Annotated in this window: 20 protein-coding genes; 12 read left to right on the top strand and 8 right to left on the bottom strand. The window is 59.7% G+C overall.

Annotated elements, in window-relative coordinates:
• The first annotated feature begins 133 nt into the window (after positions 1-133).
• The gene (locus tag M3090_RS03130) at positions 134-1969 is read left to right on the top strand and encodes an AMP-dependent synthetase/ligase (protein WP_249053935.1); all 1836 of its coding nucleotides are present in this window, start codon (positions 134-136) and stop codon (positions 1967-1969) included.
• A 75-nt stretch (positions 1970-2044) separates the two neighbouring features.
• Here the strand turns inward: M3090_RS03130 and rpsO are convergent, their stop codons facing one another.
• Positions 2045-2314 (bottom strand): 30S ribosomal protein S15, encoded by a 270-nt coding sequence (gene rpsO / locus M3090_RS03125; RefSeq protein WP_249053934.1) that lies wholly within the window; start codon positions 2312-2314, stop codon positions 2045-2047.
• A 180-nt stretch (positions 2315-2494) separates the two neighbouring features.
• Between rpsO and M3090_RS03120 the strand changes: the two genes are divergently transcribed.
• From M3090_RS03120 to M3090_RS03085, 8 genes are all read left to right on the top strand, one after another.
• On the top strand, positions 2495-4072 hold the full coding sequence (locus M3090_RS03120) for an ATP-binding protein (RefSeq protein ID WP_249053933.1): 1578 nt from the start codon (positions 2495-2497) through the stop codon (positions 4070-4072).
• Positions 4069-5229 (top strand): hypothetical protein, encoded by a 1161-nt coding sequence (locus M3090_RS03115; RefSeq protein WP_249053932.1) that lies wholly within the window; start codon positions 4069-4071, stop codon positions 5227-5229. Before M3090_RS03120 ends, M3090_RS03115 begins: the two co-directional genes overlap by 4 nt.
• A gap of 35 nt (positions 5230-5264) precedes the next feature.
• Complete coding sequence (typA, locus tag M3090_RS03110) at positions 5265-7070, top strand: translational GTPase TypA (protein WP_249053931.1); 1806 nt, start codon at positions 5265-5267, stop codon at positions 7068-7070.
• A 180-nt stretch (positions 7071-7250) separates the two neighbouring features.
• Positions 7251-7787, top strand: coding sequence for a hypothetical protein (locus tag M3090_RS03105; protein WP_249053930.1), 537 nt, complete (start codon positions 7251-7253; stop codon positions 7785-7787).
• A gap of 227 nt (positions 7788-8014) precedes the next feature.
• Positions 8015-8245, top strand: a complete 231-nt coding sequence (locus M3090_RS03100; RefSeq protein ID WP_249053929.1) for a winged helix-turn-helix domain-containing protein — start codon at positions 8015-8017, stop codon at positions 8243-8245.
• Positions 8246-8264: 19 nt separating this feature from the next.
• Entirely contained in the window at positions 8265-9731 is a 1467-nt protein-coding gene (locus M3090_RS03095; RefSeq protein WP_249053928.1) for a potassium/proton antiporter, read from the top strand.
• 150 nt (positions 9732-9881) lie between these two features.
• Positions 9882-10100: a winged helix-turn-helix domain-containing protein gene (locus tag M3090_RS03090; protein ID WP_249053927.1), complete on the top strand. Its 219-nt coding sequence runs from the start codon at positions 9882-9884 to the stop codon at positions 10098-10100.
• A 212-nt stretch (positions 10101-10312) separates the two neighbouring features.
• Positions 10313-10576, top strand: coding sequence for a hypothetical protein (locus M3090_RS03085; RefSeq protein WP_249053926.1), 264 nt, complete (start codon positions 10313-10315; stop codon positions 10574-10576).
• Between the two features lie 96 nt (positions 10577-10672).
• On the opposite strand, the gene M3090_RS03080 is transcribed toward M3090_RS03085, so the two are convergent.
• From M3090_RS03080 to M3090_RS03050, 7 genes are all read right to left on the bottom strand, one after another.
• Positions 10673-11323, bottom strand: coding sequence for a nitroreductase family protein (locus tag M3090_RS03080; protein ID WP_249053925.1), 651 nt, complete (start codon positions 11321-11323; stop codon positions 10673-10675).
• A 39-nt stretch (positions 11324-11362) separates the two neighbouring features.
• Complete coding sequence (locus tag M3090_RS03075) at positions 11363-11752, bottom strand: DUF6565 domain-containing protein (protein ID WP_249053924.1); 390 nt, start codon at positions 11750-11752, stop codon at positions 11363-11365.
• A gap of 120 nt (positions 11753-11872) precedes the next feature.
• Positions 11873-13480 carry a phosphoenolpyruvate carboxykinase (ATP) gene (gene pckA, locus M3090_RS03070; RefSeq protein WP_249053923.1) on the bottom strand — a complete coding sequence of 536 codons (1608 nt, stop codon included), beginning with the start codon at positions 13478-13480 and terminating at the stop codon, positions 11873-11875.
• A 299-nt stretch (positions 13481-13779) separates the two neighbouring features.
• The gene (locus M3090_RS03065; RefSeq protein ID WP_249053922.1) at positions 13780-13986 is read right to left on the bottom strand and encodes a helix-turn-helix domain-containing protein; all 207 of its coding nucleotides are present in this window, start codon (positions 13984-13986) and stop codon (positions 13780-13782) included.
• Positions 13987-14012: 26 nt separating this feature from the next.
• Positions 14013-14699, bottom strand: coding sequence for a DUF2975 domain-containing protein (locus tag M3090_RS03060; RefSeq protein ID WP_249053921.1), 687 nt, complete (start codon positions 14697-14699; stop codon positions 14013-14015).
• Between the two features lie 24 nt (positions 14700-14723).
• On the bottom strand, positions 14724-15539 hold the full coding sequence (locus M3090_RS03055; protein WP_249053920.1) for a CPBP family intramembrane glutamic endopeptidase: 816 nt from the start codon (positions 15537-15539) through the stop codon (positions 14724-14726).
• A gap of 649 nt (positions 15540-16188) precedes the next feature.
• The gene (locus tag M3090_RS03050) at positions 16189-17196 is read right to left on the bottom strand and encodes an aspartate-semialdehyde dehydrogenase (protein ID WP_249053919.1); all 1008 of its coding nucleotides are present in this window, start codon (positions 17194-17196) and stop codon (positions 16189-16191) included.
• A 162-nt stretch (positions 17197-17358) separates the two neighbouring features.
• On the opposite strand from M3090_RS03050, the gene M3090_RS03045 reads away from it, so the two are divergent.
• Genes M3090_RS03045 through M3090_RS03035 form a run of 3 tightly spaced genes read left to right on the top strand, consistent with a single transcriptional unit; the run spans position 17359 to position 20875 of the window.
• The gene (locus M3090_RS03045; RefSeq protein ID WP_249053918.1) at positions 17359-19497 is read left to right on the top strand and encodes a cation:proton antiporter; all 2139 of its coding nucleotides are present in this window, start codon (positions 17359-17361) and stop codon (positions 19495-19497) included.
• A gap of 4 nt (positions 19498-19501) precedes the next feature.
• Positions 19502-20215: a ThiF family adenylyltransferase gene (locus tag M3090_RS03040; protein ID WP_249053917.1), complete on the top strand. Its 714-nt coding sequence runs from the start codon at positions 19502-19504 to the stop codon at positions 20213-20215.
• 6 nt (positions 20216-20221) lie between these two features.
• Positions 20222-20875 carry an ABC transporter ATP-binding protein gene (locus tag M3090_RS03035; RefSeq protein WP_249053916.1) on the top strand — a complete coding sequence of 218 codons (654 nt, stop codon included), beginning with the start codon at positions 20222-20224 and terminating at the stop codon, positions 20873-20875.
• Positions 20876-21178: the final 303 nt, after the last annotated feature.

Genomic DNA, 21178 nt, shown 5'->3' with positions numbered 1-21178 from the left:
TGTCCGCCGGAAGCATGGCTCGTGTGCGTCCTGGGTGGGCGGCGGACGCGTGCCGAGAAAATAAGCGCCCCAAGTATTGTTTTTTCTAAAAAAATGTATAACTTTGTGACGTCTCACTAAAAAGCACATCATCATGGCTCAACAGGAAATGGCGGTACTGGTGCAGCGGCAGGCGGCCAAATATGGCGATAGGACGGCACTGAAATACAGGGATTATGGCACGGGGACGTGGGTGCCCGTGTCGTGGAAGGACTTCGAACGGACCGTGCGCACGGCGGCCAGCGCACTCGTGGCGCTCGGCGTGCAGGAGGGGGAGAACGTGGGCATCTTCTCGCAAAACAAGCCTGAATGTCTGGCGGTGGACTTCGCCGCCTTTGCCAACCGCGCCGTCACCATCCCGCTCTACGCCACCAGCTCGGCCTTGCAGGTGCAGTACATCGTGGGCGACGCCGCCATACGCTATCTCTTTGTGGGCGAACAGTTTCAGTACGACGCCGCTTTCTCCGTGTTCGGCTATTGCGAGTCGCTGCTCCAGATGATTATCTTCGACCGCTCGGTGCGGCGCGACCCGCGCGACCAGACGTCGGTCTATTGGGACGAGTTCTTGCAGTTGGGCCAGGGATGCCCGCACCAGGCCGAGGTCGACGCGCGCACGGCCCGGGGCGATGAGCACGACCTGGTGAACATACTCTACACGTCGGGCACCACCGGCGAACCCAAGGGCGTGATGCTACGCCACAGCAACTACGACGAAATCTTCCGCACGCACGACAAGCTGCTCAGCGTCTTGACCGACCGCGACGTGTCGCTCGACTTCCTGCCGCTGACGCACATCTTCGAGAAGGCGTGGACTTACTTCTGCCTGCGCCGCGGTGTCCTGGTCTGTGTCAACCTGCGGCCGGCCGACGTGCAGCAGTCGCTTCGCGAGGTGAGGCCCACGGTGATGTGCAGTGTCCCGCGATTCTGGGAGAAGGTCTACCAGGGCGTGCACGAGCGCATCGCCCGCGAAAGTCCCCTGCGCCGGGCCCTGATGATGGACGCGCTGAAGACGGGCGAACTGCACAACGTGGACTACGTGAACGAGGGCAAGACGCCCCCGCTGATGCTGCGCATGAAGTATAAGTTTTACGAGAAGACCGTCTACGCCTTGTTGAAGAAGACCATCGGGCTGGAGAACGGCAACTTCTTCCCGACGGCCGGCGCTGCCGTGAGCGACGAAATCTGCCGCTTCGCACACTCCGTGGGGCTGAACATGATGGTGGGCTACGGCCTGACGGAATCGACGGCCACCGTCTCGCTCTTCCCCGTCAAGGGGTTCTGCATAGGCTCGGTGGGGCGCGTCATCCCGGGGCTGGAGGTGCGCATTGCCGACAACCAGGAAATCCTGCTGCGGGGCCGCAGCATCACCGACGGCTATTACAAGAAACCCGTCTCCACCGCCGCGGCTTTCGATGCGGACGGCTGGTTCCACACGGGCGATGCGGGCTACCTGCGCGACGGCTTCCTGTTCCTGACCGGGCGCATCAAGGAGCTGTTCAAGACTTCGAACGGCAAGTACATCTCGCCCCAGGCGCTGGAGACCCGCCTGGCCATCGACCGTTATATCGACCAGATTGCCATCATCGCCGACCGGCGCAAGTTCGTCTCCGCCCTGATAGTCCCCGTCTACGAGTACGTCAAGGAGTATGCCGCGCGCAAGGGCATCACCTACAGTTCGCTGGATGAGCTGCTGCGCCATCCCAAAATCATCGCGCTCTTTCAGGCCCGCATCGCCACGCTGCAACAGCAGTTTGCCCACTACGAGCAGGTGAAGCGCTTCACGCTCCTGTCCCGTCCCTTCAGCATGGAGCAGGGCGAGCTGACCAATACGCTCAAGCTGCGGCGGTCGGTGGTCAGCGAGCATTTCAAGGACGAGATAGACCGCATGTATGCCGAAGCCGAGGCCGCGCAGCACGCCGCCGGCCTGTGAGGTCCGGGGGAGAAAAAGAAGAGGGTGCGTCCCGGCGGACACACCCTCTTCTTTTTCCTCGTGCGGGCAAGTGGTTTACTTGCGCAAGCCCAGCTCCTTCACGATGTCGCGGTAGCGTTCGATGTCGCGGTCCTTCAGATAGTCCAACAGGGCGCGGCGCTTACCTACCAGCATAGTCAGAGCTCTTTCAGTGCTATAATCTTTTCTGTTGAGCTTCAGGTGCTCAGTCAGACGGGCAATACGGTAGGAAAACAAAGCAATCTGGGACTCGGCGGAACCAGTATCAGTGTTAGACTTTCCGTACTTGCTGAAGATTTCTTGCTTTTTAGCAGCGTCTAAATACATAGTGTTAAATGAATAAATAGTTAATATAGTCTCTTTACGGGGCGCAAAGGTACGCATTATCTTTCATACTGCAATGCTTTGGCGCAAGAATTTCGCCCGGCGGCGGAAAAAACCGCGTGTGTACCTTGCTTTTAGGCCGCAAAACGTTATCTTTGCCTGTGGATTCAAACGAGAAGGACTATGGAGAAGAAATACCCGATAGGCATACAGAGCTTTGAAAAAGTTCGTGAAGGTGACTATTTCTATATTGATAAGACTGAATTGGTGTATCAACTGGTTCAAGGAGGGCAATATTACTTCCTCGGCCGCCCGCGCCGTTTCGGCAAGAGCCTGTTGGTCTCCACGCTGGAGGCCTATTTCCAGGGGCGGAAAGACTTGTTCAAGGGGCTGGCCATGGAGCAGCTGGAGCAGGAGTGGAAGGAATATCCCGTGCTGCACCTCGACCTGAACACACAAAAGTATGAATACGAAACTTCACTGGATGAGATACTGAACGACACGTTGTGCCGTTGGGAGAAGCTTTACGGGGCTAACCCTTCCGAGACGGGAGCAGGCTTGCGCTTCCAAGGCGTCATCAGGCGCGCCTTCGAGACGACCGGCCGCCAAGTCGTCATCCTGATAGACGAATACGACAAGCCCTTGCTGCAGGCCATCGGCAACAAGACGCTGGCCGACGACTACCGGGCCACGCTGAAGGCCTTCTACGGCGTGGTGAAGAGCTGCGACCCCTACATCCGCTTCACTCTCCTGACCGGCGTGTCGAAGTTCAGCAAGGTCAGCGTCTTCAGCGACCTGAACAACCTGATGGACATCTCGATGGACAACCGCTTCGCCACCCTGTGCGGCATCACCGAGGAGGAAATCCGCCGCCATCTCGACCCCGAGCTTCACCAACTGGCCGCCGCCACGGGCCTGACCTACGAGGAAACCTGCGACAAGCTGCGCGAGATGTACGACGGCTACCACTTCAGCCGCCTGTCGCCCGGACTGTACAATCCCTTCAGCCTGCTCTGCACGTTTGCCCGGATGGAGTTCGGCAGCTATTGGTTCGAGACGGGCACGCCCACCTTCCTGGTAGAACTGTTGCAGCGCGAACGCTACGACCTGTATCGCATGGCACACGTGCAGACCACGGTCGAGGTCCTGAACAACGCCGTGCCCAGCAACCTCTCGTCCATCGCCATGCTCTACCAGGCGGGCTACCTCACCCTGAAAGGCTACGACAGCCGCTTCGGCCTCTACCAACTGGGCTTCCCCAACCGGGAGGTGGAAGAAGGGTTCGTCAACTTCCTGCTGCCCAACTACGCCCACGTCAACGAGGCCGAGGGGCGCTTCCAAATAGGCCAGTTCGTGCACGAGGTAGAGGGGGGAGACATCGACGCCTTCTTTCTCCGCCTGCAAAGCTTCTTTGCCGATACGCCCTACGAGTTGGCACGCGACCGCGAGCTACACTACCAGAACATCCTTTTCATCGTTTTCAAGCTGATAGGCTTCTACGTGCAGGTGGAGTACCACACCTCAGAGGGGCGCATCGACCTGGTGCTGCAGACCGACCGCTTCGTCTACGTCATGGAGTTCAAGCTGGACGGCACCGCCGAAGAGGCCCTGCGGCAGATTGAGGACAAACACTATGCCCGCCCCTTCGTCGCGGACACGCGCCGGGTCTTCTGCGTGGGCGTCAACTTCAGCAGCGAGACGCGCAACATCGACCGCTGGCTGGTGAAGCATCTTCAGGCACCTAACGAATGTCACCCATGAAGAAAGTTTTGAAACACTTGCTCCCTTTCCTGGTCGGCGCCCTTATCGGTGCGGTGCTGGTTGTGGCGTCTGTCGCCCTGTTCGGAGAAATATCGTTGGCCGAGTTCGGCCGCGGAGTGGCCCGGATGGGCGTACTGACGATAGCGGCCTGTGCCCTGGCGGGTGTGCTGCTGATGTTCTTCTGCCTCTTCCTGCAAGTGCTGCTGCACGAGGCCGGCCACCTGGTGTGCGGCCTGCTGTCGGGCTACCGCTTCCTCTCTTTCCGCGTGTTCAGCCTGACCCTCGTCCGCCAAGACGGGCGCTTGCGCCTGAAGCGTTACAAGCTGGCGGGGACGGGCGGGCAATGCCTCCTCGCACCCCCGGGCGGTCCCGACGACCGAGTGCCCTACTTCTGGTACTACGCCGGCGGGGTTGCCGCCAACCTGCTCTCGGCGCTCCTTGCCCTCGGCCTCTGGGCCTGGGTGGACGGGATGCCCTTCTGGCTCCGGCTCTTCCTGTTGCTGTTCGGGCTGATGGGGCTGCTGCTGGCCGCGCTCAACGGCATCCCTGCCAAGATGGGCGGCTTGTGCAACGACGCCTGCAACATCGTCCTGCTCCGCCGCCGCCCTGCCGACCTCCGCTACATGTGGATACAACTCACCGCCGCCGCCCTCATCCAGACGGGCACGAGCCCCCGCTCTCTCCCGGACGAATGGTTCCCGTCGTCCGACACAGCCATCGACTATTCGGACCTGATGCAAGTCTCCATACCCCTGATGCAAGCCTCCCGCCTGCAAGACAGCGGCCGTTGGGACGAGGCCTGCACCTTGCTGGACGGCGTCTATGCCCACCGCGACCAGTTGCTCGGCCTGATTCGCCTGGAGACCGAGGCCGAACTCATCTTCACCCTCCTCATGCTGGGCCGGACAGACCGCGCCCGCTCCCTCTGGACGGAGCAACTGAAGACCTACGTCACGGCCCACAGCCGCACGAGCAGTGCGAAGCAGCGCATCCTCTTCGCCGTGGCCCGCTGCCTGGACGCCGACGAGGCCCGCGCAAACAGCATCCTGGCCGACGTCTGCCGCCGGCGCGACGACTATCTCATGCAAGGCGAGGCGACGATGGACATCCGGCTGATGGAGGAACTGGCAGAAAAATGTAGGATATCTGCCGAATAACCCGTATCTTTGCGCCCGGAAACAATAGGTATAGTATGCAGAACATTAGAAACATTGCCATCATAGCCCACGTGGACCATGGCAAGACAACGCTGGTAGATAAGATGCTCTTGGCCGGACACCTGTTTCGCGACAACCAGAGCACGGGTGAATTAATGCTGGATAACAACGACCTGGAGCGCGAAAGGGGCATCACCATCCTCTCGAAAAACGTATCCATCACGTACAAAGGAACGAAAATCAACATCATCGACACGCCGGGACACAGTGACTTCGGAGGAGAAGTGGAGCGCGTGCTCAACATGGCCGACGGCTGCCTGCTGCTGGTCGACGCCTTCGAGGGACCCATGCCGCAGACGCGCTTCGTCTTGCAGAAGGCCTTGCAGATTGGGCTGAAGCCTATCGTGGTGGTGAACAAAGTGGACAAGCCGAACTGCCGGCCGGAAGAAGTCTACGAGATGGTGTTCGACCTGATGTTCAGCCTCAATGCAACGGAAGAGCAACTGGACTTCCCCGTCATCTACGGCTCGGCCAAGAATAACTGGATGAGCACCGACTGGCGGAAGCCGACGACCGACATCACCGCCCTGCTGGACTGCATCCTGGAAAACATCCCCGCCCCCGAGCAACTGGAGGGAACGCCGCAGATGCTGGTGACGTCGCTCGACTTCTCATCTTATACAGGCCGCATCGCCGTGGGGCGCGTGCACCGCGGCACGCTGCGCGAGGGCATGAACGTATCCCTGGCCAAGCGTGACGGCACCATCCTGAAGACCAAAATCAAGGAACTGCACACCTTCGAGGGCATGGGCCGCAAGCGCGTGCCCGAAGTCTCGTCCGGCGACATCTGCGCGCTGGTGGGCATCGAGGGATTCGAGATTGGCGACACCGTGTGCGACTACGACAACCCTGAGCCGCTGCCCCCCATCGCCATAGACGAGCCGACCATGAGCATGCTGTTCACAATAAACGACTCTCCCTTCTTCGGCCGCGAGGGCAAGTACGTCACCTCGCGCCACATTCAGGACCGGTTGATGAAGGAGCTCGACAAGAACCTGGCCCTGCGCGTGCGCAAGAGCGAGGAAGACGGCAAGTGGGTGGTCTCGGGCCGAGGCGTGCTGCACCTCTCCGTCCTCATCGAAACCATGCGCCGCGAGGGCTACGAACTGCAGGTGGGGCAGCCGCAGGTCATCTTCAAGGAGATAGACGGCGTGCGCTGCGAACCGGTCGAGGAGCTGACCATCAACGTGCCCGAGGAATATGCGAGCAAGATTATCGACATGGTCACGCGCCGCAAGGGCGAGATGCAGAAGATGGAGACCGCCGGCGGGGACCGCGTCAACCTGGAGTTCGACATGCCGTCGCGCGGCATCATCGGCCTGCGCACCAACGTGCTGACCGCCAGCGCGGGCGAGGCCATTATGGCGCACCGCTTCAAGGAGTATCAGCCCTACAAGGGTGAGATAGAGAGGCGCACGAACGGTTCGATGATAGCGATGGAGACCGGCACGGCGTTCGCCTACGCCATTGACAAGCTGCAAGACCGCGGCCGCTTCTTCATCTTCCCGCAAGAAGAGGTGTACGCCGGCCAGGTGGTGGGCGAGCACAGCCACGAGAATGACTTGGTGGTCAACGTCACCAAGTCGAAGAAGCTGACCAACATGCGCGCCAGCGGCTCCGACGAGAAGGCGCGTCTCATCCCCCCCGTGCAATTCTCGCTGGAAGAGGCGCTGGAATACATCAAGGGCGATGAATACGTCGAAGTCACCCCCAAGTCGATGCGCATGCGCAAGGTGATTCTGGACGAGAACGAACGCAAGCGCGCCAACCGCAAGGACTGACGGGGGGCGGGCGTCGCGTTTCACATACATCGGGCATATCCGCCGTTGGCCGACAAGGGCCGGGGCGGATATGCTTTTTTTACGCCTTCTTCGTCCACAAAATCCCCCTGCCCGTCGATTTCATTTGCCTGCCGCCCCCTCGGCCTTTACCTTTGCGGTGAACATCAATCTGTGATAACCATGAAGAAATTGTTGCTTTTAGCCGCGGCCGCCTGCCTCTGCTGGGGACAGGCTGCCGCACAGGAGGAAGGGCCCGGAAGGCCGCTGCCTCCCGATTCGCTGCACGGGCGCCATCCGCGTCTGGCAGAAGTTCCTAACCCCGAAGAGGCGGCGCGGGCCGAGACCGACCGTCTGAAAGAGGAGTTGCAACTGACGGAGAAACAGTACAAGAAGGTGTACAAACTGAACCTGAAGGCGCAGAAAGAGCGTCTGGAGGCGCATTTCCCCGCTCCTCCTTCCGGGATGCCCATGCCGCCCGGCGAGGGCCGGCGTCCGCCGATACCCGAAGGGGGATTCCCGCCCATGATGGGGGAGGGACGGCCGCCCATGCCGCCCGCTGACCACGCCGACCGTGCCGAACAACTGGCGGAGCAGGCCCGGAAGCGGGAGAAGAAGATGAAGAAAATCCTGACCGACGAGCAGTTTGCCCGCTGGAAGGAGTTGCAGGCACGCTCCCCGCGCCCCCGGCCGGAGAAGGCGGAGAAGCCCGGAGAATGACCCGCAGAGGGGCGTGCCGCCCCGACGCGCAAGAGCCGTTCCCCGTCCGGACAACAGGCACGCCCCTTGTGCGGAGTGGCCGGGCGGCGCAGGCCGACGGGAAGAAAGGTTAAAAGAAGTGAAACGCAATGGTTTTGTAGCATTTCAGACAACTTGATTCTCGGCGGAAATCCTTTACTTTGTCCGGAGCAATTAGTTTTTAACAACACGTAAACGCATTGACAACTATGGACAAAATTCAGATTGGAGAAAACGCCGGCGTGCTGTGGCGCCTGATGGCTGCCCAGCAGAACAACCACGTGTGGGACTTGGAGAAGCTGCAGGAGGCTTCCGGCCTGTCGACCCCCGACTTTTATGCGGCCGTGGGCTGGCTGGCACGCGAAGACAAGGTGGATTTCGGCGAGAACGGGCAGACGCACGGCGGTACGCTGACGGTGCACGTAGAGTATTACCTGTAAGCGCGCGTCCGGAACGGCCATGAACATATCGTTGGAGATTGGGCTGCTGGTAGGCTCGTTGCTTATCTTCGGCAGCATCGTGATTTGCAGGACGGGGTACCGTTTCGGTATCCCGACTTTGTTGATGTTCCTCGTGGCAGGCATGCTGTTCGGCACCGACGGGCTGGGCATACAGTTCGACAACGCCGGGCAGGCGCAGGCCGTGGGGACCGTCGCCTTGTGCGTCATCCTGTTCAGCGGCGGCATGGACACGAAGCTGTCCGAAATCCGCCCCGTGGCGCTGCCGGGCGTCATGCTGTCCACGGTGGGTGTCTTGTGCACTACGGCGCTGACCGGACTGTTTATCTACCTCATCTCCGGCTGGCAACACACCGAGATAGGCTTCAGCCTGCTGGGCTCGCTGCTGCTGGCCGCCACGATGTCGTCCACCGACTCGGCCTCGGTGTTCAACATCCTGCGCACGCAGCGCATTAACCTGCGCCACAACCTGCGTCCGATGCTGGAGCTGGAGAGCGGCAGTAACGACCCCATGGCCTACCTGCTGACCATCGTCCTCATCCAAGTCGTCCAGTCGGGCGGGTTCTCGGCAGGCGACATCGCCCTCTCGCTCGTCCTCCAGTTTGCCGTGGGCGCGGCGGCCGGCTTCCTGCTGGGCAAGGCAGCCGTCTGGCTGGTCAACCGCATCGACCTGAAGAACGAAGAACTGTATCCTGTCCTCATGGTCAGCTTCGCCTTTATCATCTACTGCGGCACGTTCCTGCTGAAAGGCAACGGCTACCTCGCCGTCTACCTGGCCGGCCTGGTCATCGGCAACAGCCGCCTGGTACACAAGAAAGAGACCTGTACCTTCCTCAACGGCGTCACCTGGCTGCTTCAGGTGGTCATGTTCCTCGTCCTGGGCCTGCTGGTCAACCCGCACGAGATGCTGGGCGTCACGGTCACCGCCGTGCTGGTCAGCCTCTTCATGATGTTCGTGGCCCGTCCCGCCAGCGTCTGGCTCAGCCTGCTGCCCTTCGGCCGCCGCATCGGGCGCAAGTCCAAGCTGTTTGTCTCGTGGGTCGGCCTGCGTGGCGCGGCCCCCATCCTGTTCGCCACCTATCCCGTCGTGGCGCAGGTGCCCGGCGGCGAGCAGATATTCAACATCGTCTTCTTCGTCACCCTCATCTCGCTCGTGGCCCAAGGCATGACCCTGCCCTGGGCGGCCCGGCGGCTCGACCTGTGCGACCCGGTGGAGGAGAAACCGGACTTCTTCGGCATCGAGTTCCCGGACACGATGGACAGCAGCCTCCACGAGCTGCGCTGCACCAAGAAGATGTTGGCACAGGGCGACCATATACGCGACATCCCCTTCCCCCGGGGCGTGCTGGTGATGCTGGTGAAGCGCGACGACCGCTTCCTGGTGCCCAACGGCGACCTGCAGCTACTGCCCGGCGACACGCTGCTCATCGTGGCCCAGGACGGCGCGCAGCCGCCCGTCACGGCCTGAGTCCGGACGCTTGTCGATAGATACGTTAAAGAAGGCCAAAGAACCGCAAATGAACACCTAAAAGGGGGTGCGGACTATTGCTTTTCCGGAAAAAATGATTTACTTTGTGACAGTAAACCTAAACCAACGTTACAAGTAAACATTTACTTTATGAAGTTTAATATTCAAGCAATCAAAACCAACAGCCGAAAGGTGTACGACATCCTGCTGCGTTACACCCATTGTACTTTCGGCGAACTGGAGAAGCGTTGCAACCTGGCCAGCACCGACCTGTGCATGGCACTGCTTCAGCTCCTTCGTGAAAAGAAAATCGAGCAGGTCAGTGAAAACGAAGGCGTCTACTACCGTCTGGCGGTGGCCGCCGCTTGATGCCCCCGAGGAGGGCAAAACGAGAGGACGAGACGGAAGTGTCTCGCAGACAGGCGCGGGTGGCGCGGAGGTCGTGGGTGGGCTTCAAGAAGCCGCACCGGCGGGAGCCGAGCCAGTCGCGCTCTCTTTTTGCCTTTTGCCCGGTGGCGCTTGCTTTTCTGCGGAAAACCGCTTATCTTTGTACGCAACAGATTGACTGACACTAAAAACGTATGGCTATGCTGAAAATCACTGCCGGCGAGTTCCGGGACAATCCGCAACGCTACCTCGACCAAGTGGATGCCGGGGAGGAACTGATGCTGCAACGCAGCGGAGGGAAGCAATACCTCGTCATCCCCGCCGACGACGTCCTGGCGGACATCCCGCCCGAATATATCCTGGAACCGGACGAGGACTTGGAAAGGGCCATCTCCTTCGATGAGTTCAGAGCGGGTGCCTTGGCCCATATCGAATCATTATTCCGCAGGGAGCAATGAAAGCCCAATACCTCTGACCGCCGTCCCTCTATATAATAAGAAAGGCTTGCCCCCGTCGTCGGGAGTAAGCCTTTTCTGTACTTTTACCATTTCGCTTCAGTCCACGAACTTCACCTTCTCCGCGTTGCGGGGCTTGGCGGCAGGCGTTTCGGCGGGATAGCCGAAGGCGATGCAGTAGAGCAGCTCGTAACCCTGGCTGAAGCCCAGCTTCGCGAGGTAGGGCGCCGCGTCCTTGTCGGTCTTCATGAAGCGTACGGGGCTGCCCAGGCAGCACGAGCCGACGCCCATCGACCAGGCGGACAAGACCATGTTCGCTCCCAGCAGGCCGCAGTCTATCTGAGACATGTCGTACGACGTGTCGTGGGCAATGAACGCCACGGTAGGCGCGTTGCGGAACATGTTCTTGAACGACGGGTCGGCGGCCATCTGCGGGTTTTTCTTCTTGAACACTTCCGTCAGTCCGTCGATGAACTCCGGGTTGTCCACCACGCGCACTTCCCACGACTGTTTGTTCTGTCCGTTGGGCGCATGGATGCCGCAGTTCAGAATCGTCTGCATCGTGTCGCGGCCGACCGCCTGGGGCTTGTACTGGCGGATGCTGCGGCGCGTCATCATGTTTTCTATCACTACTTCCGATTTCGACGGCGTTTCCTGGGCCGTCTGTCCGGATTGTTGCGCCGCGGGGGTGCAACTGCCGACGGCTGCGCACAGGCACAGGCCGCCGACGAGGGTCTTCACTGTCTTCATCTTTTCCTGTCTTTTAAGTAAGTTCTGTTTTTGCGAGGGTCAGTCTTCCGAGTCTTCCGTTTCGTCGTCGTCTGTCAGGCCTTCCAGCGCCCCTTCCAGGGCGGCACCGGCCTGTTCCAAGGTCTTGTCGGCCTCTTGCATGAACTTGCCGGCATGTTCCTTGAATGCGGCCGTGGCATATTCGGCCTGGTATTTGGCAATCTCCTTCACCTCTTCGGGCGAGAGGTCTTTGTAGTCGTTCAGTTTGTCCAGCAGCTTGCTGAACTCGGCGTTCACCTCCTGCCACTGTTCTTCGGTGTAGTCGCTGCCTTCTTTCTGCACTTTTTCGACGAAGTCTTTCAGCTCGTCCACGCGGCTGTGCTGTCCGCATCCGCCCAGGCAGAGTAGGGAGGCGGCTGCCAGCATTGCGCCTAAGATGGTTTTCTTCATGGGTTGTTGTATTTAACTGTTACGCTTGCAAATATAATGAAAGTCTCGCATCCGTCCAAAAAAGAAAGGGATTCCGCCAGGCGGGACCCCTTTCTTGCATATAGATTGTCTGGGCTTTGCTTAGAGCTTCGGACCGGCAGCCACGAGAGCCTTGCCTGCTTCGTTGCCTTCGAACTTGGCGAAGTTCTTGATGAAGCGTCCGGCCAGGTCTTTTGCCTTCTCCTCCCACTTGCAGGCGCAATCGTACGTGTCGCGCGGGTCGAGGATTTTCGGGTCAACGCCCGGCAGTTCGGTGGGCACTACGAAGTTGAAGTACGGGATGGTCTTCGTCGGAGCCTTGTCGATGGAACCGTCCAGGATAGCGTCGATGATGCCGCGCGTGTCGCGGATGGAGATGCGCTTGCCCGTTCCGTTCCAGCCGGTGTTCACCAGGTATGCCTTGGCACCCACCTTGTTCATCTTCTTAACCAGCTCTTCGGCATACTTCGTCGGGTGCAGGCTCAGGAAGGCTGCGCCGAAGCAAGCGGAGAACGTCGGAGTCGGCTCCGTGATGCCGCGCTCTGTACCGGCCAACTTAGCCGTGAAGCCGGACAGGAAGTAGTACTTGGCCTGTTCTGCATCGAGGATAGATACGGGAGGCAGTACGCCGAAGGCATCAGCAGACAGGAAGATTACCTGATGAGCGTGAGGGCCTTTGGATACGGGCTTCACGATGTTGTTGATGTGGTAGATGGGGTAGGATACGCGCGTGTTCTCCGTTACGCTCTTGTCCGCAAAGTCAATCTTTCCGTTGGCATCCACCGTAACGTTCTCCAGCAGTGCGTCGCGCTTGATGGCGTTGTAGATATCGGGCTCGCTTTCTTTGTCGAGGTTGATAACCTTGGCATAGCAGCCGCCTTCGTAGTTGAATACGCCTTCGTCGTCCCAGCCGTGTTCGTCGTCGCCGATGAGCAGGCGTTTCGGGTCGGTGGACAGCGTCGTCTTACCTGTGCCGGACAGGCCGAAGAAGATGGCCGTGTCGGTGCCTTCCATGTTGGTGTTGGCCGAGCAGTGCATGGAAGCGATGCCGCGCAGCGGGTTCAGGTAGTTCATGATGGAGAAGATGCCTTTCTTCATCTCGCCGCCGTACCAGGTGTTCAGGATGACCTGTTCGTTGGTCTTCAGGTTGAACACGGTAGCTGTCTCGGAGTTGAGGCCCAGTTCCTTGTAGTTGTCAACCTTTGCCTTGGCAGCGTTGAAGGATACGAAGTCGGGTTCGCCGTAGTTGGCCAGTTCTTCCTCGGTGGGGCGGATGAACATGTTCTTCACGAAGTGTGCTTGCCAAGCCACTTCCATGATGAAGCGCACTTTCAGGCGGGTTGCGGGGTTAGCGCCGCAGAATGTGTCCATAACGAACAGGCGCTTGCCGCTCAGTTGCTTAACGGCTTTTGCCTTCAGGTCGGCCCAAGCTTCTTCGGAGCAGGGCTTGTTGTCGTTCTTATATTCATCGCTGGTCCACCATACGGTGTCTTTGCTGGCTTCGTTGTAAACAAAGAATTTGTCTTTGGGCGAACGACCTGTGTAGATACCGGTCATTACGTTCACTGCGCCGAGTTCGGTTACTTGACCTTTTTCGTAGCCTTCCAGGCCGGCTTTGGTCTCTTCTTCAAACAAAACTTCGTAGGACGGGTTGTGAAGGATTTCCTTCACGTCTACGATACCATACTTGCTTAAATCTAAATTAGCCATTTTCTTTAAGTTATTAAATTGGTACTTTGGTTTATTATCTGTATTTCTTTCCGCTTCGGACGGGAGTTGCTCCGTGTTCGGACGGGAGTTCCTTCTTCTTCGGACGGGATTTCCTTCTTCTTCGGACGGGATTTCCGTGCCCTTCGGTTTTCGCCTGCAAAGGTAATATTTTTCTGCTTGCGGGCAACCGGATTAGGGAAATTTTTCTTTAATCGGAAGCACTTTTATACATCGGTAACACTATCTGCAAAGTGCATATGGCAATTCGGGGTGTTGCGTTGCGTTTCGGGGCGTCGCGTTCACCCGGGTTGGTATTCCAGCAGGTCGCCCGGCTGGCAGTCGAGCACTTTGCAGATGGCTTCCAGCGTGGAGAAACGTATGGCCTTTGCCTTCCCCGTCTTGAGGATGGAAAGGTTGGCGGGCGTGATGTCGATGCGTTCGGCCAGCTCGCCCAGCGTCATCTTGCGCCGTGCCATCATGATGTCCAGGTTTACTACTATCGGCATGTCTTTTTCTTCCTTTCCTTACGGGGTTAGATGGTTAAGTCTTGTTCTTCCTTCATCCTCAGGCCGATGGCGAAGACCTCGCCCACGATGAGGGCGCACAGGCCCAGCAGGAGGCTGATGCGGTCGACGGCGTCGGTCATGGCCAGTTCGTAGTGGGGGATGGACAGGGCCTGGCGCAACGCTTGCAGTTCAAGCCACTCCGACAGCCAGGCGCAGGTCCAGGCCACGACCAGGAGCACGCCCAGGCGGCGCAGGCGGCGGACGTTGCGCCAGCAGAAGATGTCGGACTTGTTTATCGAGATGACCAGGCGGATGAACACCACCAGGGCCCAGATGTTGGCGATGAGGACGAGCATCCCCAGCAGGGCGCGTGTCCAGGGGCTGCCCGAATCGATGCTGACCGTCAGGCTGGCGTAGGCGGCGGGGATGTAGGTGTGGGTGCGCTCGTTGTAGACGGAGTCGGGCAGCATCTTGCCACCCGGCTCGCTGAGCATCGGGGGCAGGAGCGAGATATACTTCGAGTGCTGCATCTCGCGCAGGTTTTCGGGCATCGGCTCGCCCGTTTCTTTCGCTTTCTCCTCGGCCTCGGCGTAGTTCCATCCCTGGCGGAAGCCTTCGGTCGCGCCCCTTACCATGTAGTAGCCGGTCTCCACCACCGACCAGCCCAGGACGAGCAGGACGATGGCGCACAGCAGGTTCAGTCTTTTCTTCATGTTCAGTGTTTTGTTTACGTGAGTTCAATCTGTTGTCTTATCCGTTTCTTTCGTCGTAGGCAGCCATCCCGCCTCGCCCGTGGCCGGGTATCGGCTCAGCCGCCACAGGGCTGCGAGGACGACGACTGCCGAGCCGCAGAGCACGGCGGTGTGCACGTCCGGCCCCCAGAGGTCGCGCAGGGTCTCGACGTCGGGGTAGCGCAGCGTGAGCCACGTGGCGAGGCTGTTGTGCAACACGTGGTACACGATGCCCGGCACCAGGCTGCGCGTCCGCCAGTAGAGCCATGCCAGGAGGATGCCCAGCGGGATGGCGTTGACCGTCTGCACGGGGTTGAAGTGGATGAGGCCGAAGAGCAGGGCGGAGGCGGCGATGGCCACCCACGGGCGGTTGCGGCGCAGCAGTTCGCGCATGATGGCGCCGCGGAATACCAGCTCTTCCAGCACCGGCCCCAGCAGGCAGATGTAGAGGATGCCCACCCAGTTGTCCCGCATCTGGTCGAAGTCCTGTTCGAACCAGTCGGGCAGGAAGCTCAGGAGACCCATCACCCATTCCATCACGATGCCGACCGTCAGCACCAGCAGGGCTGTCCACGCCAGGTAGCCCGCCGACGTGGGGACGTACTGGCGGTAATCGTCCAGGTAACGCTGCTTCCACAAATACCACACGGTGAAGAACATGAACAATAACGAGCCGGGCACGAATGTCTGTGCGCCGGCGGTCTCGGCATCCACCGTGCCTGTCGTGACAAACTGCCACACCAGCACCAAGGGCACGGCGGCCAGGCTGCCCAGCAGGTTCAGCACGATGTAGATAAAGAATAGTTTAATGCTTGCTTTCATTGTACATGCGTTTTAGTGTTTCGTCCGGGCCTTCCCTCAGGCGGGGATGGCCAGGCCAATCAGTAAACTCAGCGTCACGGAGAGGGAGACTACCAGCGTCGTGATGCTTAAGAATGTTCTTTTCATAACCGAATCCTTTTGATATGTTCGTTTCTTTTTCGCGGTCTGTCCGCCGGCCGTGCGGCATCCACGCTGCAAAGAAAAGCGAAGTTTTTGAAACTATCAAGAAAAACGGCAATTTTTTATCGAAAAACGATAAATTTCTTTCGAAAGTCGATAAAAGTGCGGTTGGGAATCGGTTCTTCTCCTTCCGCGCGCCTCTTCCTGTCATGTTGAGCGGAGCGTAGCGCAGTCGAAACATCTCCCTAATGTCTTTCCGGCGTTTCCGTTGTGTCCTTTCTGCCTGTCGTGAGATTCTTCGACTGCGCTTCGCTCCGCTCAGAATGACAGTGCCCCTGAAGGATAGGGGAGGCGTTGTTTCTTCCGTCGGCTGCCGCTTCCTGTCCGGAGCGGGCGCGGCCGGTGTGCGGAGCAGGCGCGGCCGTCGTCCGGCAGAAAGAGGGCACAAAAAAGACGCAGACCGGGTCAGGTTTGCGGCGGGGAGCCGCACTGCTGCCCTGTCTGCGTCGGGGGGACGGGGGAATTTATCTTAAATGTCGCCTTCGCGAACGAGGTATTCCGCAATCTGCACGGCGTTCAGCGCCGCACCCTTCTTGATTTGGTCGCCCACAATCCAGAACGTCAGTCCGTTGTCGTTGGCCAGGTCGCGGCGGATGCGGCCCACGTAGACGGGGTCTTTGCCGGCCAGGAACAGGGGCATCGGATACTCCTTCTCCGCCGGGTTGTCCATCAGCACGAGGCCCTCGCCTCGGGCGAACGCTTCGCGGGCTTCTTCCACCGAGATGGGGCGCTCGGTCTCCACCCAGATGCTCTCCGAGTGCGAGCGCAGGGCGGGCACGCGCACGCAGGTGGCGCTGACGCGCACGTCGCTGTGCATGATTTTGCGCGTTTCGTTAAACATCTTCATCTCTTCCTTCGTATAGCCGTTGTCGGTGAACACGTCTATCTGCGGAATCAGGTTGAAGGCCAGTTGGTAAGCGAATTTCTCCACCTTCACAGGCTCGCCGGCCAGCACCTGGCGGTACTGTTCGTACAGCTCTTGCATGGCGGCCGCTCCGGCACCGCTCGCCGCCTGGTAGGTCGACACGTGCACGCGCCGTATGTGGCTCAGGCCCTCGATGGCTTTCAGTGCCACCACCATCTGGATGGTGGTGCAGTTGGGGTTGGCGATGATGCCGCGGGGGCGCTGCTTGGCGTCGGCGGCGTTCACCTCGGGCACGACCAGGGGCACGTCGTCGTCCATGCGGAAAGCGCTGGAGTTGTCTATCATCACCGCGCCGAAGCGGGTGATGTCTTCGGCATATTCTTTGGAAGTGCCGGCTCCGGCCGACGTGAAGGCGATGTCCACGCCGCGGAAGTCGTCGTTGTGTTGCAGGAGTTTCACTTCGATGTCTTTACCACGGAACGTGTATTTCGTCCCCGCGCTGCGCGGCGAACCAAAAAGAACGAGTTCGTCCAACGGAAAATTCCTTTCGTCGAGCACCCGCAGGAACTCCTGTCCCACGGCTCCGCTTGCTCCCACAATCGCTACTTTCATCTTCTTTCTTCTTTCTTTTGTTGAGGGTTGATATTAATAAGTTCACGCGGAAGGCTTCGCGCCTTTCCGGCTGCAAATGTATAACAAAATGTGCTACGTCGGTTTGCCGAATGAAAAGTTTTTCGTTATTTTGCAGTTTGAAACCCGAAAAACCGCCGCCCGATGGACTTGTTTCATTTCAGTCTCCAGCTACCCGTCACCGACCCAACCTGGATTTTCCTCCTGGTGCTGCTCATCATCCTGTTCGCCCCCATCCTGCTGACCAAACTGCGCATCCCGCACATCATCGGCATGATTCTGGCCGGGCTGGTCATCGGCGAGCACGGGTTCAACATCCTGGCCAGGGACAGCAGTTTCGAACTGTTCGGCAAGGTGGGCGTCTACTACATTATGTTCCTGGCCGGCCTCGAAATGAACATGTCCGACTTCAAGAAGAACCGCGGCAAGGCAGTGATGCTCGGCCTCCTGGCTTTCGTTATCCCCATCGGCATCGGCCTCGTCACCAACATGCTCCTGCTGAAATACACCCTGCTGACCTCCGTACTGCTGGCCAGCATGTATGCCTCGCACACGCTCGTGGCCTACCCCATCGTCATCCGCTACGGCATTTCGCGGCAGCGGTCCGTCAGCATCGCGGTGGGCGGCACAGCCGTCACAGACACGCTCACACTGCTGGTGCTGGCCGTCATCAGCGGACTGTTCCGGGGCGAGGGAGGCGGATGGTTCTGGCTCTGGCTGGTGCTGAAGGTCGTCGTGCTCGGCGTGGGCATCATGTACCTCTTCCCGCGCATCGCCCGCTGGTTCTTCCGCAGGTACGACGACAACGTCATGCAGTTCATCTTCGTCCTCGCCCTGGTGTTCCTTGGTGCGGGGCTGATGGAGTTCATCGGCATGGAAGGCATCCTCGGCGCCTTCCTCGTGGGTCTGGTCCTGAACCGTCTCATCCCCCACGTCTCCCCGCTGATGGGGCACCTGGAGTTCGTGGGCAACGCGCTTTTCATCCCCTATTTCCTCATCGGCGTCGGGATGCTGATAGACGTCCACGTCATCTTCGGCGGGGGCGATGCGCTGAAGGTGGCCGCTGTCATGATAGTGGTGGCACTGACGGGCAAGTGGATAGCCTCGTGGCTGACGCAGAAGATATACCGCATGTCCGTACTGGAGCGCGAGCTGATGTTCGGACTGAGCAATGCCCAGGCGGCTGCCACGCTGGCCGCCGTCCTGGTGGGCTATAACCTCATCCAGCCCAACGGCGAACGCCTGCTGAACGAAGACGTGCTCAACGGTACCGTGCTGCTCATCCTTGTCACGTGCGTCGTCAGTTCGTTCACCACGGAACGGGCAGCGCGCAAAATCGCCATGGGCGAGGCGCATCCCGAAGAGGAAGACCCTTCGCGCCTGCCCGAGAAGATTCTCATCCCCGTGGCCAATCCCGCCACCATAGACTACCTGATGTCCCTCTCCCTGCTCATCCGCGACCCCAAGCAGAAGAACAACCTCGTGGCCCTGAACGTCATCAACGACCACAGCGACTCCGACCGCCTCGAGCAGCAGGGCAAACGTTACCTGGAACGGGCGGCCAAGACGGCTGCCGCCGCAGGATTGTCGCTGCGCTGCATCAGCCGCTACGACCTCAACATTGCCGCGGGCATCATCCACACCGCGCGCGAGTATGACGTGACAGACGTCATCATCGGACTTCATTATAAGGTGAACCTCGTCGACTCTTACTTCGGCAAACTGACCGAAAGCTTGCTGAAGGGCCTGCACCGCGAGGTGATGGTGGCCCGTTTCCTCATCCCGCTGAACACGTTGCGGCGCATCATCGTGGCCGTCCCGCCCAAGGCGGAATACGAGGCGGGTTTCCAGAAATGGGTGGAGCACTTCTGCCGCATGGGCGCTTCGCTGAACTGCCGCGTCCACTTCTTTGCCAACGAACAGACCACTGCCTTGCTGCAAGCCCTCGTGAAGAAGAAGTACACCGGCACGATGACGGAGTTCTCGCGCCTGGACAGTTGGGACGACTTGCTTCTGCTGACCGGCCAGGTCAACTACGACCATCTGCTGGTGGTGGTCACTGCCCGACGGGGCTCCATCTCTTACGACAGCGCGTTCGAGAAGCTGCCCGGACAACTGGGGAAATACTTCACCAACAACAGCGTCATCGTGCTCTATCCCGACCAGATTGGCGAGCCGCAGGATGCCATCTCTTTCGCCAACCCGCAGGGCAACAACGAGAGCCAGCACTACGAGCAAGTGGGACGCTGGTTCTACAAGTGGTTCAAAAAAGAAGAAAACTAACGTCATGGAACAAGACTGGATGCAACGCACGCGCCTCTTGCTGGGCGATGAAAAGATGGAACGCCTCTGCCGGGCGCACGTCCTGGTGGTGGGCGTGGGCGGCGTGGGCGCCTACGCGGCCGAGATGCTGTGCCGCGCCGGCGTGGGCCGCCTGACCCTGGTCGATGCCGACACCGTGCAACCCACCAACCTCAACCGACAACTGCCCGCCCTCCGTTCGACCCTGGGCCGGGCCAAGGCCGAGGTACTGGCCGAGCGCTTCCGCGACATCAACCCCGACCTCCGTCTGGACGTCCGTCCTGTCTATTTGCAGGAAGACGACGTCCCCCCCCTGCTGGACGAGACGCGGCCGGACTTCGTGGTCGATGCCATCGACACCTTGGCGCCCAAGTGCCGCTTGATAGCCGAGGCTGTGCGCCGCAAGGTGCCCATCGTCTGCAGCATGGGAGCCGGGGCTAAGACGGACATCACGCAGGTGCGTTTCGCCGACGTGTGGGACACGTATCACTGCGGGCTGAGCAAGGCTGTCCGCACCAGGCTCCGCCGGATGGGCGTGCGCCACAAGGTGCCTGTCGTGTTCAGCACCGAGCAGGCGAACCCTGACGCCGTCTGCACCGTAACAGGAGAGCGCAACAAGAAGAGCACGTGCGGCACTGTCAGTTACTTGCCGGCGGTGTTCGGGTGCTACCTGGCCGAGTATGTCATTCAGAGATTGTAAGCGCGTATGATACAACTACGAGATATAACCAAAAGTTTCGGCTCCCTGCAAGTGCTGCGGGGCATCAGCCTGGATGTGGAGCGCGGCGAGGTGCTCAGCATCGTGGGCCCCAGCGGGGCGGGCAAGACCACGCTCCTGCAAATCATGGGGACGTTGGACCGGCCTGACACGGGGACGGTCACCATAGACGGCACGCAGGTGGGGCGGCTGAACGAGCGCGAGCTGGCTGCCTTCCGCAACCGGCACATCGGCTTTGTCTTCCAGTTCCACCAACTGTTGCCGGAGTTTACGGCGTTGGAGAACGTGTTGATTCCGGCGCTCATCGCCGGTCGTCCGCGTCGGGAGGCCACGCAGGCGGCGCGCGAGATGTTGGCTCTGCTGGGCCTGGCCGAGCGGGCGGAGCACAAGCCTAACGAATTGTCCGGGGGCGAGAAGCAGCGCGTGGCAGTGGCCAGAGCGTTGATAAACCGTCCGTCGGTCGTGTTGGCCGACGAGCCGTCGGGCAGCCTGGACACGCGCCACAAGGAGGAGCTTCACCAACTGTTCTTCGACCTGCGCCGCGAGTTGGGGCAGACGTTCGTGATTGTCACGCACGATGAGGGCTTGGCGCGGATGACCGACCGTACCGTTCATCTGGTGGACGGGATGAAGGTCGGTTAAATGAAGAATGAAGAACGAAAAATGAAGAATTTCGTTGTACTGTCTTGCTGGGCGGAACGCAGCGTAGTCAAGACATCTTATTAAGGATTTCTGTGTCTTTAGGGAGATCCTTCGACTTCGCTGCGCTCCGCTCAGGATGACAGGGCGTGGCGGTGGCGGGGATTGTTTTTTCTGTCCTGTCGAGCGGAACGCAGCGTAGTCAAGACATCTTATTAAGGATTTCTGTGCCTTTAGGGAGATCCTTCGACTTCGCTGCGCTCCGCTCAGGATGACAGTATGTGGAGGTGATGAGGATTCGTTTTT

This window comes from Bacteroides sp. ET71 (assembly GCF_023336905.1).
In the GTDB taxonomy this organism is placed as follows: Bacteria; Bacteroidota; Bacteroidia; order Bacteroidales; family Bacteroidaceae; genus Bacteroides.
Note: the sequence above shows the minus strand (reverse complement) of the source record. Positions and strands in the feature narration are given on the sequence as shown.